The organism is Streptococcus infantis (genome assembly GCF_047460825.1).
Lineage (GTDB): Bacteria > Bacillota > Bacilli > Lactobacillales > Streptococcaceae > Streptococcus > Streptococcus infantis_V.
Map to the genome: position 1 here is coordinate 23,417 of NZ_JASHFO010000020.1, position 15,291 is coordinate 38,707.

General features: G+C 38.9%; 14 protein-coding genes. 3 read left to right on the plus strand and 11 right to left on the minus strand.

The genetic code is table 11. The annotated features are described in order from the left end of the window. Nucleotides 1–37: 37 nt before the first annotated feature. From polA to QM911_RS06925, 9 genes are all read right to left on the minus strand, one after another. Complete coding sequence (polA, locus tag QM911_RS06885) at nucleotides 38–2,671, minus strand: DNA polymerase I (protein WP_414313517.1); 2,634 nt, start codon at nucleotides 2,669–2,671, stop codon at nucleotides 38–40. 64 nt (nucleotides 2,672–2,735) lie between these two features. After that, nucleotides 2,736–3,869, minus strand: a complete 1,134-nt coding sequence (locus QM911_RS06890; protein WP_414313518.1) for an SH3 domain-containing protein — start codon at nucleotides 3,867–3,869, stop codon at nucleotides 2,736–2,738. Between the two features lie 101 nt (nucleotides 3,870–3,970). Further along, on the minus strand, nucleotides 3,971–4,237 hold the full coding sequence (locus tag QM911_RS06895; RefSeq protein WP_000128621.1) for a Veg family protein: 267 nt from the start codon (nucleotides 4,235–4,237) through the stop codon (nucleotides 3,971–3,973). Further along, complete coding sequence (gene dnaB, locus QM911_RS06900; protein WP_000852500.1) at nucleotides 4,234–5,592, minus strand: replicative DNA helicase; 1,359 nt, start codon at nucleotides 5,590–5,592, stop codon at nucleotides 4,234–4,236. The genes QM911_RS06895 and dnaB overlap by 4 nt, the downstream gene beginning before the upstream one ends. 42 nt (nucleotides 5,593–5,634) lie before the next feature. After that, nucleotides 5,635–6,087, minus strand: coding sequence for a 50S ribosomal protein L9 (rplI, locus tag QM911_RS06905; RefSeq protein ID WP_000864204.1), 453 nt, complete (start codon nucleotides 6,085–6,087; stop codon nucleotides 5,635–5,637). Then, the gene (locus QM911_RS06910) at nucleotides 6,084–8,057 is read right to left on the minus strand and encodes a DHH family phosphoesterase (protein WP_414313519.1); all 1,974 of its coding nucleotides are present in this window, start codon (nucleotides 8,055–8,057) and stop codon (nucleotides 6,084–6,086) included. Before QM911_RS06910 ends, rplI begins: the two co-directional genes overlap by 4 nt. Nucleotides 8,058–8,205: 148 nt before the next feature. Continuing rightward, a complete protein-coding gene (hpf, locus tag QM911_RS06915) occupies nucleotides 8,206–8,748 on the minus strand; it encodes a ribosome hibernation-promoting factor, HPF/YfiA family (RefSeq protein ID WP_049509978.1) in 543 nt (180 codons plus the stop codon). A gap of 79 nt (nucleotides 8,749–8,827) precedes the next feature. Continuing rightward, entirely contained in the window at nucleotides 8,828–9,490 is a 663-nt protein-coding gene (locus QM911_RS06920; protein ID WP_414313520.1) for a ComF family protein, read from the minus strand. Continuing rightward, nucleotides 9,487–10,785 (minus strand): DEAD/DEAH box helicase, encoded by a 1,299-nt coding sequence (locus tag QM911_RS06925; RefSeq protein ID WP_414313521.1) that lies wholly within the window; start codon nucleotides 10,783–10,785, stop codon nucleotides 9,487–9,489. The genes QM911_RS06920 and QM911_RS06925 overlap by 4 nt, the downstream gene beginning before the upstream one ends. A 55-nt stretch (nucleotides 10,786–10,840) precedes the next feature. Between QM911_RS06925 and QM911_RS06930 the strand changes: the two genes are divergently transcribed. The 3 genes from QM911_RS06930 (at nucleotide 10,841) to cysK (ending at nucleotide 12,959) form a co-directional block, all read left to right on the plus strand. Beyond that, the gene (locus tag QM911_RS06930) at nucleotides 10,841–11,476 is read left to right on the plus strand and encodes a YigZ family protein (RefSeq protein WP_049526161.1); all 636 of its coding nucleotides are present in this window, start codon (nucleotides 10,841–10,843) and stop codon (nucleotides 11,474–11,476) included. A 16-nt stretch (nucleotides 11,477–11,492) separates the two neighbouring features. Then, a complete protein-coding gene (locus QM911_RS06935; protein WP_060954959.1) occupies nucleotides 11,493–11,936 on the plus strand; it encodes a PH domain-containing protein in 444 nt (147 codons plus the stop codon). A gap of 96 nt (nucleotides 11,937–12,032) precedes the next feature. Continuing rightward, a complete protein-coding gene (gene cysK, locus QM911_RS06940; RefSeq protein WP_153224651.1) occupies nucleotides 12,033–12,959 on the plus strand; it encodes a cysteine synthase A in 927 nt (308 codons plus the stop codon). Between the two features lie 122 nt (nucleotides 12,960–13,081). On the opposite strand, the gene tsf is transcribed toward cysK, so the two are convergent. After that, nucleotides 13,082–14,122, minus strand: coding sequence for a translation elongation factor Ts (tsf, locus tag QM911_RS06945; RefSeq protein WP_414313522.1), 1,041 nt, complete (start codon nucleotides 14,120–14,122; stop codon nucleotides 13,082–13,084). 79 nt (nucleotides 14,123–14,201) lie between these two features. Beyond that, entirely contained in the window at nucleotides 14,202–14,984 is a 783-nt protein-coding gene (rpsB, locus tag QM911_RS06950; RefSeq protein WP_000268462.1) for a 30S ribosomal protein S2, read from the minus strand. Between the last annotated feature and the right edge of the window lie 307 nt (nucleotides 14,985–15,291).

The following is a 15,291-nucleotide window of genomic DNA, read 5'->3' on the forward strand; positions in this document are numbered from 1 at the left end:
TTCAAAGGGGATTTCTTTTTGTTTGATTGTTTATTTTTTACTTGGCCTCATACCAAGTTACGCCTTCATTTTCATCAGCAATGAGGGGCACACTGAGTTGAATAGCTTCTTCCATGATTTGTTTAACGAGTTTTTTGATAGCAGCTAATTCTGACTTAGGAACTTCAAGAACGATTTCATCGTGTACTTGTAGAAGCATCTTGGTTTGATAACCACCCTCTACCAATGCTTTATCCAGCTGAATCATAGCGATTTTGAGAATATCTGCAGCCGAACCTTGGATAGGGGAGTTGATAGCTGTACGTTCCGCAAAACCACGAATGTTAAAGTTGCGCGAATTGATATCTGGCAATTCACGGCGACGTTTGAAGAGGGTCTCTACATAACCCTTATCACGCGCTTCACGCACCACTTCATCCATGTAGTTTTTAATACCTGGGAAACGTTCAAAGTAGGTATCAATGTAAGCCTTAGCCTCTTTACGGCTGATGCCCAGATTATTCGATAAACCAAAGTCTGAAATTCCGTAGACCACTCCAAAGTTCACAGCCTTAGCATTGCGACGGTCGTTTGGAGTTACATCCTCAGGACGTTCGATTCCAAAGACCCGCATAGCTGTCGAGGTATGGATGTCAGCTCCTTCTTGGAAGGCTTTAATCAAGTGCTCATCCTTAGAGATATGCGCCAAAACTCGCAATTCAATCTGTGAATAGTCCGAGCTGAGAAGGACACTGTCCTCCCACTCTGGCACGAAAGCCTTACGAATGAGACGACCTTGCTCCAAACGCACAGGAATATTTTGCAAGTTTGGATCGACACTAGACAGACGACCTGTCTGAGTCAAATCTTGCACATAGCGCGTATGAATCTTGCCATCAGCTAAAATCCAGTCCTGCAAACCAATCACATAAGTGGATTGAATCTTAGCAATCTGACGGTAATCGAGAATTTTCTTGACGATTGGTGCAATAGGAGCTAGACGCTCCAATACATCCACGGCTGTCGAGTAGCCCGTCTTGGTTTTCTTGGTATATTCGAGAGGGAGACCTAGTTTTTCAAAAAGAAGGACACCCAACTGTTTAGGTGAATTGATATTAAATTCCTCACCTGCTAGGTCATAAATCTCTTGCGTCAGCTTTTCAATGACAAGCTCATTTTCAGCTTGCATCTCAAGAAGTGTTTCTTTTTTGACCTTGATCCCAGCGATTTCCATCTTAGCAAGGACAAAGGCTAGAGGTTGCTCCATGTCATAAAGAAGGTCAAGTTGTCCGTTTTCGCTTAATTTTTCAAGTAAGACCGGCTCTGTCTCAACCAATACAGCAACCTTACGAGCCAAGTGCTCCAAGAGTTTCTCTCGCTCTGGGATAGCTTTTTTGACACCTTTACCGTAGAAGGTTTCATCATCGACCAAGTAAGTTTGACCGTAGAGACTAGCAATAGTTGAAATTTCATTGTTCTCTACTGTCGATAGGAGATATTTGGCTAAACGACTGTCAAAAGCAGGAGTCTGCAAATTCAAACCAAAGCGATTTAAGAGAACTTTTGCTTTCTTAAAATCATACACTTTCAGAGCTGTTTTTTCTAGAAAATCCTTAAGAATCGGATCCTGCAGAAGTTCCAGCTTATCTGTAGCATAGAGCTTGTCTCCGCACGACCAGGCAAAACCAATCAAGTCATCTGTATGGTAGTTTTCTCCAAAGAGTTCAAAGTGGAAGATGGAGTCCGCACTTAGCATATCTTGACTAACTTGGTCAACAATAGTAAAGTCCAAACTCTCAGCCACATCAGCTGATGATACATTTAAAGCCTGCTTGAGTTGTTTGAAGCCCATCTCATCGTAGAATTTCCCAAGATTTTCCACATCTGGACCACTATAAACCAAATCATCCAGTCCAATCTCAATCGGTGCTTTCGTATCAATCGTTGCCAATGTTTTAGACAGAAAGGCTTGCTCCTTATCATTGATGAGATTTTCCTTCATCTTAGAAGCCTTCATCCCATCGATATTTTCATAAATACCTTCGAGCGAGCCATGTTCTAACAAGAGCTTGATACCCGTCTTTTCACCAATCTTAGTTACACCAGGGATATTATCTGACTTATCTCCCATGAGGGCTTTAAGATCAATGAACTGAGTTGGTGTGATGCCCATCTTTTCCATGAGATATTCTGGTGTAAATGCCTCAAACTCAGCTACACCTTTCTTAGAAATCTCAACCACTGTATGTTCATCTGTCAACTGGATCAAGTCCTTGTCTCCACTGACGATAGTTACATCAAATGAATCTTTTTCAGCCAAACGACCCAAGGTACCAATGATATCATCCGCCTCATACTGGGCTAGCTCATAATGACGAATTCCAAGATGCTCTAGCAACTCACGAATAAAAGGGAATTGCTCACGAAACTCATCCGGAGTCTTGGCACGACCACCCTTGTAGTCTGCATACATCTCGGTACGGAAAGTCGTTTTACCCGCATCAAAAGCAACCAAGATATGACTCGGTTGAACACGTTCCAGTAGGTGATTTAGCATCAGGTGAAAACCGTAGATTGCATTGGTATGTAGTCCATTGTCATTTTTAAAACGATCCAGTTGCTGATAAAGGGCAAAAAATGCTCGGAAAGCAACTGAAGAACCGTCAATTAGTAATAATTTTTTCTTGTCCATACACCCATTATAAAGGAAAGCAGGGAAAAATACCATTAGGAAGAGCCCAAATGCTGAATAACACTTATGAGGCTGGGTTTTCTACTCGAACTCCATCAGCATCAACTTGAAATCCATCGATAGTCGTATTTACTGCCAATTCTCCAGATGCATTTACATAATAATGTTTTCCTGACACCTGGAACCACTGACTAGTTTTCATAGCTCCAGAACTTTCCAGATAATACCAAATGCCCTTATCCTTTAACCAACCTGTCTGCATTTCACCAGATGACTTCAGATAATACCAATTCGAACCTTCTTTTAACCAGCCTGTCGTCATTTTACCATCAGCTTGCAAATGATACCAGTTCCCATTTATATTCTTCCAATCGACTGCTTTTTGACCATTGTCATAGTAGTACCAACTTGTTCCCTCTTTTGCCCAACCATTTTTAGAACTACCTGTTTTAGTTAAGGGGATATAGCGTCTGTTTCCACTTCGTGAAATATAACTAATCCATTTATAACCTTCTTTTTCAAAGGTTTGATCATAATGAACACTCATTCCAGGTTCATAGTATTCAATAATAGTAGCTGTCAGTGTCGGCTGATCCATAATAGCTGATTTTTCTGTGAAGTGATGAGTACCACTGAAGGATAGTAGAGACTGATGAGACCCTACACTAGCATTCCCAACATCTTTAAAGTGAATAAAACCAGTCATAGAACTCGCCTTTACAATTCTACGATGATACGTTTCTGTATAATCGTAATTGTACTCCTCAATTTCAATCATGTCTCCAATCACGTTAGATACCCAAGCTACGTGACCATATTGCCCTCTTGTACTCCAAGCAATCGCACCAATTGCTGGTTGCTGGTCCACACGATAGCCTTCTTTTTGGGCTCGATAACCCCATTGATTAGCATTCCCATAAGCAGCTGGTAGCTCAAAACCATTGACACTACTTAAACGAAAAGCAGCAAAAGAGGTACACTGTCCTGAGTACATGCGCCACTTATCAATTTTTTGACTTCCATTTTTATAATAATAGGGATAATCATCTCCACGTGCCTGTGAGCCATTGTTTACCTGATTAGCATGAACAGTTCCTCCACCAAACAAAAAAGCACCTGCTAGCAATAATGAAGCTGTTCCCACCGTCGTTCTCTTTAGAAAAGTTCCCTTTTTATGTCCTGCTTTAGTAAATGTCATTCATTCTCCTTCAAATAATTAGATTTTTGAGGTTGACCTCATCTATATCATTCGAAAGAAAATAAAAAAAGTGAGAAATCTTCTCACTTTCATGATTATCCTTAATCCAAATAATGAATCAAGTTCTTTTCTGTCAAAATATCTGAATAGGTGAAAGATTCAACATAGACATTTGCTTGTTTGTCTCCTTCAACATTTCCAAACTCAACGATGAAGAGCGATGGATAAACCTCAATTAGTTTTCCCAAACGATTCTTTTGGCGTTTACGACCATTTTCTAAGGTCATTTCTACCACTTGTCCCTCATGCGCCTTAATTTCTTCTTTGATTTTTTTCATTTTAGCCACATCTGTAAATGCGTCTGTCATCTTGGTTCCTCCATCTTCGAAATACTTGAAAATTTATTATATTCTTTTTGGAAAATCAATTCTACCGTTCCGCGAGCACCGCTACGGTTTTTCTCGATAATCACTTCTACTTTATTATTTGGAATGCCTTCCTCCTCTTCACCACCGCGCTCATAATAGTCATCACGATAGAGAAAGGCTACGATATCAGCATCCTGCTCAATAGATCCAGATTCACGAATATCAGACAAAACTGGTCTCTTATCTTGACGTTGCTCTACACCACGAGAAAGCTGACTGAGAGCTATAACTGGAACTTTGAGTTCTTTTGCTAGGATTTTCAACTGGCGGGAAATCTCAGATACTTCTTGTTGACGATTTTCTCGACCAGTCCCTGTGATAAGTTGAAGATAGTCAATCAAAATCAAGCCTAGATTACCTGTTTCTTGAGCCAGTTTACGGGAACGAGAGCGAATTTCTGTGATCCGAATCCCTGGTGTATCATCGATGTAGATACTTGCATTAGCCAGATTACCCTGTGCAATCGTATACTTGCGCCATTCTTCCTCGGTCAATTGACCTGTACGGATAGAATGCGACTCTACCAACCCTTCCGCAGCCAACATACGATCGACCAAACTTTCAGCACCCATTTCCAGAGAGAAAATAGCAACTGTCTTGTCTAATTTGGTTCCGATATTTTGCGCAATATTCAAAGCAAAGGCTGTCTTACCAACCGCAGGACGAGCTGCCAAAATAATCAATTCTTCCTCATGCAGACCTGTCGTCATGTGATCTAAATCTCGATAACCTGTCGCAATACCCGTGATATCTGAAGTCTGTTGCGAACGAGCTTCTAAATTCCCAAAGTTGATATTCAATACATCGCGAATATTTTTAAAGCCATTTCGATTGGCATTCTCACTAACGTCAATCAAGCCTTTTTCTGCACGAGCAATAATTTCGTCAGCAGGTTGAGAAGCTTCATAGGCTAGGTTTACAGACTCTGTCAACTTAGCAATTAGACGTCTAAGCATAGCCTTTTCTGCTACAATTTTAGCATAGTATTCCGCATTGGCAGAGGTTGGCACTGAATTGACAATCTCAACCAGATAAGACAAGCCTCCAATAGTTTGTAAATCACCCTGGCTATCTAGTATCGTCCGAACTGTGGTTGCGTCAATAGCATCTCCACGATCAGACAAATCAACCATAGCTTGAAAAATCAAACGGTGAGCATACTTAAAGAAGTCCTGTGAATCGATATATTCTCGGACAAAAACGAGTTTAGTCTCATCAATAAAAATAGCTCCCAACACAGATTGTTCTGCCAGGATATCTTGAGGCTGAACACGCAGTTCTTCAACTTCTGCCATCAGACTTTCCTTCCTTTTACAATATTGTCAACCAATCGTAAATTAAGCTTCCTTGACACGAAGATTGATTACACTTGTTACATCTTGATAAATCTTAACTGGAACATCAATCAAACCAACTGCTCGAATTGGTGATTGAACTTGAATGTGGCGTTTATCAATTTTAATACCAAATTGTTTTTGCAATTCTTCTGCAATCTTCTTGTTAGTAATTGACCCAAATGTTCGTCCGTCTGGACCAACCTTTTCGACAAACTCAACGATTGTTTCTTCTGCTTCCAGTTTTGCTTTAATTTCCTTCGCTTCTGCAAGCATCTCTGCATGTGCTTTTTCTTCTGATTTTTGCTTACCACGCAACTCACCAATGGCTTGAGCTGTAGCTTCCTTAGCAAGGTTTTTCTTAATTAAAAAGTTTTGTGCATATCCAGTTGGCACTTCCTTAATTTCACCTTTTTTCCCTTTACCTTTAACATCTGCTAAAAAGATTACTTTCATTCTTCTGACTCCTTTTCTTTTGTTTCATTAAAAATAACTGTTTTGAGTTTATCTCCTGCTTCTTGCAGGCTCATATCTGTCAAACGTGCTGCAGCTAAGTTAAAGTGACCACCGCCACCTAACTCTTCCATAATTCGCTGGACATTGATCTTACTTCTGCTTCGCGCAGAAATGGAGATTGCTCCTTGACTATTCTTAGCAACTACAAAGCTGGCCTCTATACCAGACATGGCAAGCATAGCATCAGCAGCCTTACTAATAACAACCGTATCGTACTCTTTATCCTCCAAAGCTTGAGCAACCAGGATTGATGGCTGTACCATTTGCCCCTGCAAAATGAGTTCATTTACCAATCGATATTCTTCAAAATCAGTGGCCGAAATTTCCTGAATGACAATGCTATCACTCCCTCTCGTTCTGAGATAACTTGCAACATCAAAAGTTCGACTAGTTACCCGAGAGGTGAAATTTTTAGTATCCAGCATCATCCCTCCCATAAGAACACTAGCCTGAATACGACTCAAACGTTTCTTCTTAGAGTTTTGAAATTGAATCAATTCTGTTACTAGTTCACTAGCACTACTAGCTCCACTCTCGATATAGGTAATGACCGAATTATCTGGAAAATCTTGGTCACGACGATGATGGTCAATGACAATCGTCTGGGTAAACAAGTCATAAAACTCTTTAGATAAGGTTAAAGCTGTCTTAGAATGGTCAACCATCACCAGTAATGAGCGTTTGGTAACCATTGTCATCGCTTGATTTAAAGGAAGAAGTTTTGAAACACCCTCATCTTCCAAATAATTGACCGCTCGAGCGATATCTGGAGACAGCTGTGTAGGATCATAAACCACATAACTATCTTCTAGTACATTACTCGAAAACAACTGCATTCCAACTGCTGAACCAAGAGCATCCATGTCAAGATTCTTGTGACCAACAACAAAAACTCGATCGACACTTTTAAGTTTATCTGAGATAGCTGTCATCATAGCACGAGTTCGTGTCCGAGTTCGCTTAACAGATGCTGCTGAACCGCCTCCAAAGTAGATTGGATTTTTGGTTTCATCATTCTCTTTTACAACTACTTGGTCACCACCACGAACTTCGGCTAAGTTGAGATTGAGGAGAGCAACCTTCCCAATCTGGTCGTGATTCCCATCACCATAGGAAACTCCTATACTCATCGTTAGTGGTAAATTCCGTTGCTTGGCTTCTTCACGAAAGGTATCAATAACAGAAAACTTATCCTGCATCAAGTGATTAAGCACCGTGTAATCCGTAAATAGATAAAACCGATCCATACTCACTCTACGAGAAAACATGGCATGTTTCCCAGCAAATTCTGAAACAAAATTTGCAACAAAGCTATTAATATGACTAATGTCTGATTCAGACGTTTCATTTTCTAAATCATCATAGTTATCAACTGAGATAATCCCGATTACCGGTCTAATTGTCACAAGCTCAGCAGTAGCCTCATACTCACCAGAAACATCAAAAAAGTATAAGACACCTGAATTTCTATCTAAATGCACTGCATAACGTTTCTCCCCAACAATGGCATAAGCCCCTGGGGAAGAAATCGAACTCTTTAAAATCTTTTGAAATTGAGGAAAATCAATTTCTCCATCCTCAGTTGTTAAAATTAATTCCGCATAGGGATTGAACCATTCAATCTCACTGCTGTTCATGTTTAATTTAACAACCCCGACAGGCATTTGCTCTAGGAGGGCACTCAAACTATCCGTAGCCTGATGATTAACATACTGGATTTGCTCGATATCTGTTTTTTTGTAATATTTTTTCTGGAAATTAAATAGCAGAACATAGAATACGATAAATAAAAATAGACTTGCTATAGTGATAAGATTATCCTTTACTAACACAATCAAAATGGTCATAATCGTAAAGGTTACTATAGCAATCAGATACATAAAAAAGGGATTTATTTCATTTTTTTTCATTACAAACCTCTTGCGCATTATTATACCATAAATGTAGCCAAAATGCGACTTTTAAAGAGGAAACACTATTTTCAAATAATAGTAAAACATCCAAACTAAAAAGTGGTTTACACTAGTGTAAACCACTTTTACAGACTAATTTTTTTGATTATTTAACTTCTAGAAGACCAATGTCTCCATCTTCACGACGATAAATAACATTTGTTGTTTCATCTTCAACATCTACATAGATAAAGAAATCATGTCCCAATAAATCCATCTGTAAGATAGCTTCTTCCAAATCCATTGGTTTCAAATCAATTTGTTTTGAACGAACAACTTTTGGTTGTGCTACATCTAAGTCCTCAACTAAAACATCTGTAAAGAGTTGACTTGTAGATACTTTATTTCTGTTCTTACGTTCAATTTTAGTTTTGTTTTTACGAATCTGACGCTCAATCTTATCTGTCACCAAATCAATAGAACCGTACATATCTTGAGAAATATCTTCTGCACGAAGAGTTATAGATCCAAGCGGAATGGTTACTTCTACTTTAGCAGTCTTTTCACGATAAACTTTCAAGTTAACACGCGCATCCAATTCTTGGTCTGCTTGGAAGTATTTTTCGATCTTTTCGAGTTTAGAAACTACATAATCACGAATTGCTTCTGTTACTTCTAGGTTTTCACCACGGATACTATATTTAATCATATAAGTACCTTCTTTCTAAACATATTTGTTTTTCTAATTATATTATAACGCTTTCATATTTTTTTTGCAAACTTTTTCCTCATCTTGCGAGGGAAAAAGTTTTAATATTCTGACAACCAGCCTCTAATAGCATACTTTTAAGACGATTCAAGGTAGTTCCAGTCGTATAAATATCATCAAAGAGTAAGATATTTTCTGGGATCTTCACGCCATCTTTCAATAAAAAGGGAAATTCTGCAAGTAAGCGATCCGATCGATTTTTTGAAGAACTAGCCTCCACTTCTTTTTTAACCAAAATATCCAGATATGCTAACCCAGTATCCTTTATCAAACCTTCAACTTGATTAAAGCCTCTGCTTTTTAAACGCTGGTCACTCAGAGGAACAATCACAATCTGATAGTTCTTATACTTCTTTAACTCTTTTTGCAATATCTCAGAAAATACCTTTCTAAGAAGATAATCACCATCAAATTTATAGCGACTAAAATATTCTTTCATGGCCTGATTATAGGAATAAAGAGCCACATGATCAACCTTTACACCTTTTTTACACCAAAATTGACAATCTTGACAGATGATTGACATTCCTTTTTTAAAACAAGTAGGACAATGATTACCACCAATACTCTCGAAAGACGAAATACAGGATTCACAGACTATTTCCTCCTCCTTTTTAAAACAGAGCAGGTTAGTAAAAGTTATCTCTGTTTGTAAACTTTTACCACACAATAAACACTTCATACTCCTGCCTCCTGATTCATTTGTTTAATCTCCTTTATGGCTCTCTTAATGGACTGATTGAGTCCGTCATGGAAAAATATCAGTTCTCCGGTAGGACGATCCATGCTTCTTCCAACTCGCCCACCAATTTGTACTAAACTTGACTTGGTAAAGAGTTGATGATTGGCTTCCACCACAAAAACATCTACACGAGAGAAGGTAACTCCACGCTCTAATATAGTTGTGCTTATTAATATCGTTAACTCTCCATCTCGAAAGGCCTGTACCTGCTCTAATCTGTCTTCTGTGATTGAAGATACAAAGCCTATTTTCTCATTCGGAAACTTCTCCTGCAAAATTTCTTTTAGCTTTTCTCCCTTTTTAATCTCAGAGGCAAAGATTAGTAAGGGATAGGCCGTCTTTCTCTGTTTCTCAATGTAAAGTTTTAATTTTGGAGGTAAGCCATTTTTTTCTAAATATCTATTAAAATGCGATAACCAGATTGGCTTGGGAACAATGAGAGGATTTCCATGAAAACGACGAGGTAAACTGAGACGCTTTAACTCCCCTTGTTTAACTTTTCTATCTAACTCGTCAGTTGACGTTGCTGTTAAAAATATTCTCAATCCATTTTCCTTTACACAATTGTTGACAGCATGGTAAAGTACAGGATTATCAACATAAGGAAAGGCGTCTACTTCATCCACAATCAATAAATCAAAAGCTTGATAAAATTTTAATAGCTGGTGAGTGGTTGCTACAACTAAAGGTGTACGAAAATACGGATCCGACTCCCCATGTAATAGTGCAATCTCACATGCAAAATCATTTTGTAATCGTTTATGGAGTTCTAGGCAAACATCAATTCGTGGACTGGCCAAACAAACAGCTCCACCTTGATCAATTACCTTGGCAACAACTTGGTAGATCATCTCAGTCTTACCAGCTCCTGTCACTGCATGTACCAAGGTAGCCTCCTTCTTATCTACCGCCTGAAGGAGTCCTTGTGATACCCGCTCTTGAAATGGAGTCAGTTGACCTGACCATTTGAGTACATCTTGTTTGAGAAAACATTCTTGTGGAAAGTAATAGAGTTTTTGATCACTTCTTATTCGCTTCATAATCAAGCATTCTCGACAATAAAAAGCACCAATAGGCAAATGCCATTCTTCTTCTATCTGACTACCACAACGCTGACAAGATAGTTGCCCCTTTTCTTTTTTCATGGATGGAATTTGTTTTGCTTGTTGTCTCTCCTCATGACTTAATTCTTGCTCGGTAAAAAGGCGACCGAGATAATTTGGATTTACTTTCATATTTCTTTATTCGTAAAATGTAGAACTTTACGCTATTTTTTAGTACAATAAAAATATGGAATACAGAACTATAAAAGAGGACGGACAAGTCCAAGAAGAAATCAAAAAATCACGCTTTATCTGTCATGCCAAACGTGTCTATAGTGAGGAAGAGGCTCGTGATTTTATCACAACTATTAAAAAAGAACACTATAAAGCTACCCACAACTGCTCTGCTTTTATTGTCGGTGAGCGTAGTGAAATCAAGCGAACTAGTGATGATGGAGAACCTAGTGGGACTGCTGGCGTTCCTATGCTAGGAGTTCTGGAGAATCACAACCTTACTAATGTCTGTGTTGTAGTTACTCGTTATTTTGGTGGTATCAAACTAGGGGCTGGTGGTTTGATTCGCGCTTATGCTGGTAGTGTTGCCCTAGCAGTTAAGGAAATTGGCATTATTGAAATCAAAGAGCAAGCAGGGATACAGATTCACATGACCTATGCCCAGTATCAAGAATATGGGAATTTTCTTAAAGAGCATAATCTCATTGAATTAGAGACAAACTTTACAGATCAAGTTGACACTATGATTTTCATTGATAAAGAAAAGAAAGACGGTATCAAGGCTGATCTCATTGAATTTTTCAATGGAAAAGTTACTCTAACCGACAAAGGTTTACGTGAAGTTGAAGTACCTGTAAACCTATCGTAAAGAAAGGAAATATCATATGGCTTTTGGAAGATTAATTCAGGGACTCGCTGGAAACTTCAGTGAGCAAAGTAAAGAAGCTCTTACCAAGGAGTTTGGACAATATTTATTAGAAAATGAAGAAATTCAAAGCGGATATAAACTCATTCGTGACTCAATTATCTTTACTAATATCCGTATCATCTTTACAGATAAACAAGGGGCAACCGGACGGAAGATATCTATCAAATCAATTTTCCTCATGAACATTGTCAATGTTGAAATGGAAACTGCTGGACTTGGGATTGATGATAGTGAGATTACGATTACTTATTTAGAAAATGCCTTTTTAAAATCTCACAATGAGCATTTTAATTCTCACAAATTTGAATTTCCAAAGAAAACTGATATTGTACCTCTTTACACCTATCTATTTGACTTAGCTTATCATAATCGTTTGAATATGAATGGTTTGAATCACTGATATAAAAAAATCCTATCACTCCGATAGGATTTCTATATTTTACAAAAGTTAAAGTTAGAGTTATACTAGTAGCATCTTATATAAAGAGGTGCTAATATGGCAATTTATAACAATATCACAGAACTCATCGGTAGAACACCGATTGTTAAATTGAATAACATTGTACCAGAAGGTGCAGCAGATGTTTATGTAAAACTTGAAGCTTTTAACCCAGGATCGTCAGTTAAGGACCGTATCGCCCTAAGCATGATTGAAAAAGCAGAACAAGAAGGTAAATTGAAACCAGGTTCTACCATTGTAGAAGCAACTAGTGGGAACACTGGTATTGGTCTCTCATGGGTTGGTGCCGCTAAAGGTTACAAAGTTGTTATCGTTATGCCTGAAACAATGAGCGTGGAACGTCGTAAAATTATCCAAGCTTATGGAGCTGAACTAGTCCTCACTCCTGGTAGCGAAGGAATGAAAGGTGCGATTGCAAAAGCGCAGGAAATTGCTGCTGAGCGTGATGGTTTCCTACCATTACAGTTTAATAACCAAGCTAACCCAGAGGTTCACGAAAGAACAACAGGAGCTGAAATTCTAGCTGATTTCGGAGCTGATGGTTTAGACGCCTTTGTTGCCGGTGTTGGTACTGGAGGAACTATTTCTGGTGTTTCTCATGCTCTTAAAACTGCTAACTCAAATATTCAAGTTTTTGCTGTTGAGGCAGACGAGTCAGCTATCTTGTCTGGTGAAAAGCCAGGTCCTCACAAAATTCAAGGTATCTCTGCTGGATTCATTCCAGATACACTTGATACAAAAGCTTACGATGGTATCGTTCGTGTAACATCAGATAATGCTCTAGCACTTGGCCGTGAAATCGGTGGAAAAGAAGGATTCTTAGTCGGTATTTCTTCTGCAGCAGCTATCTATGCAGCAATTGAAGTCGCTAAAAAACTTGGAGCAGGTAAAAAAGTCCTTGCGCTTGCACCAGATAACGGAGAACGTTACCTATCTACAGCACTCTATGAATTCGAAGTGTAGTCTCCTAAATACACTAAGCCCTTGTATAGGGCTTTTTGTTTACCGTTTAAAATAAAAAAAGGATTCCTATGAATCCCCTCTAACAAAAGAAAAGGAAGCAAATTAGCTTCCTTACTTTTTTATTAGTTATTCAAGGCTGCTGCCATTGTAGCTGCAACTTCTGCTTCAAAGTCGTTTGCAGCTTTTTCGATACCTTCACCAACTTCAAAACGAGCGAATTCAACTACTGAAGCGTTAACTGATTGAAGGTAAGCTTCAACTGTCTTGCTGTCATCCATGATGTAAACTTGTGCAAGAAGTGTGTATGCTTGGTCAACTTTAGTGTTGTCAAGCAAGAAACGATCCATTTTACCTGGGATGATTTTATCCCAGATTTTTTCTGGTTTGCCTTCTGCAGCCAACTCAGCTTTAATATCAGCTTCAGCTTGAGCAATCACTTCATCAGTCAATTGAGCTTTTGATCCATATTTCAAGTGTGGAAGAGCTGGTTTACCAACCATAGCACGGCTTTCATTATCTTGGTCGATAACGTGGTTCAATTGTGCCAACTCATCTTTAACAAATTGCTCATCCAATTCTTTGTATGAAAGAACTGTTGGTTTCATAGCAGCGATGTGCATTGAAATTTGTTTAGCAAGTGCTTCGTCTCCACCTTCGATTACAGAGATAACACCGATACGTCCACCGTTGTGTTGGTATGCTCCGAAGTGTTGTGCATCTGTTTTTTCAATCAAAGCAAAGCGACGGAATGAAATTTTTTCTCCGATAGTTGCTGTTGCAGACACATAAGCTGCTTCAAGAGTTTCACCTGAAGGCATTGTCAAAGCAAGAGCTTCTTCGTTGTTAGCTGGTTTTCCTTCAGCGATTGCTTTAGCTGTTGCGTTTACCAACTCAACAAATTGAGCGTTTTTCGCAACGAAGTCAGTTTCAGCATTTACTTCAACAACTGCTGCAACGTTACCGTCAACATAAACACCAGTCAAACCTTCTGCAGCAACACGGTCAGCTTTCTTAGCTGCTTTTGCCATACCTTTTTCACGAAGCAATTCAATCGCTTTTTCGATATCGCCTTCCACTTCAACCAATGCTTTTTTAGCGTCCATAACACCAGCACCAGATTTTTCACGCAACTCTTTAACAAGTTTAGCTGTAATTTCTGCCATTTTGATTCTCCTATATTTTTTAAAAATAGGAGAGCCGGGCTAAGCCCCGCCCTCCTAGGTAATTACTATTTATTATGAATTAAGCGTTGTCGCCTTCTACAACTTCAACGATTTCTTCGATTGAGTCTGCTTGAGCTTCTGAAGCTGCAAATTCTGCTTCAACTGCTGCAACAGCATCTTCACCTTGGCGACCTTCGATGATAGCGTCTGCCAATTTAGCTGTGATTAACTTAACTGCGCGGATAGCGTCATCGTTAGCTGGGATGATTACATCGATATCGTCTGGATCAGTGTTTGTGTCAACCATCGCTACAACTGGGATTCCCAATTTTTTAGCTTCTTTAACAGCGATTTGCTCTTTATGTGGGTCAACTACGTACATTACATCTGGGATACGAGGCATATCTTCGATACCACCCAAGAATTTTTCAAGACGTGCACGTTGTTTGTTAAGAAGTGCAACTTCTTTCTTAGGAAGAACTTCAAAAGTTCCATCTTCTTCCATACGTTTGATTTCTTTCAAACGAGCGATACGTTTTTGGATTGTTCCCCAGTTTGTAAGAGTTCCACCCAACCAACGGTGGTTGATGAAGTATTGACCTGAACGTACTGCTTCTTCAGCAACTGCGTCAGCTGCTTGTTTCTTAGTACCAACAAACAATACAACTGCATCGTTAGCTGCAGCATCACGCATGAAGTCGTATGCTTGGTCAGCGTATTTTACAGTTTGTTGCAAGTCGATAACGTGGATTCCGTTACGCTCAGTGAAGATGTACTTAGCCATCTTAGGGTTCCAGCGACGAGTTTGGTGACCAAAGTGCACACCAGCCTCAAGAAGTTGTTTCATTGAAATTACTGCCATGAGTATTTCTCCTTTTTGTTTTTTTCCTCTTCTTGATTTCAGCTTGCAAAACGACCCGAAGGCAACAGCTTCACAATTCATCAAGAATGAGTATTATCGTTTACACGACAAGTTACATTGTATCATAGTTAAGCCTTTTTTTCAAGTAATTTTGCTAGTTTTTCCTTCATAACCTAACTTGGTAATTTCTCAAAGTAACTTCCACTTTCCTGACCGAAGTGGAAATTAGTCTAAAACGGATTTTTATGGTGGAATTAAGTGTGAGACGTTTGTGGTAGAAATGAGGCCTACTATGACCAAACATAAA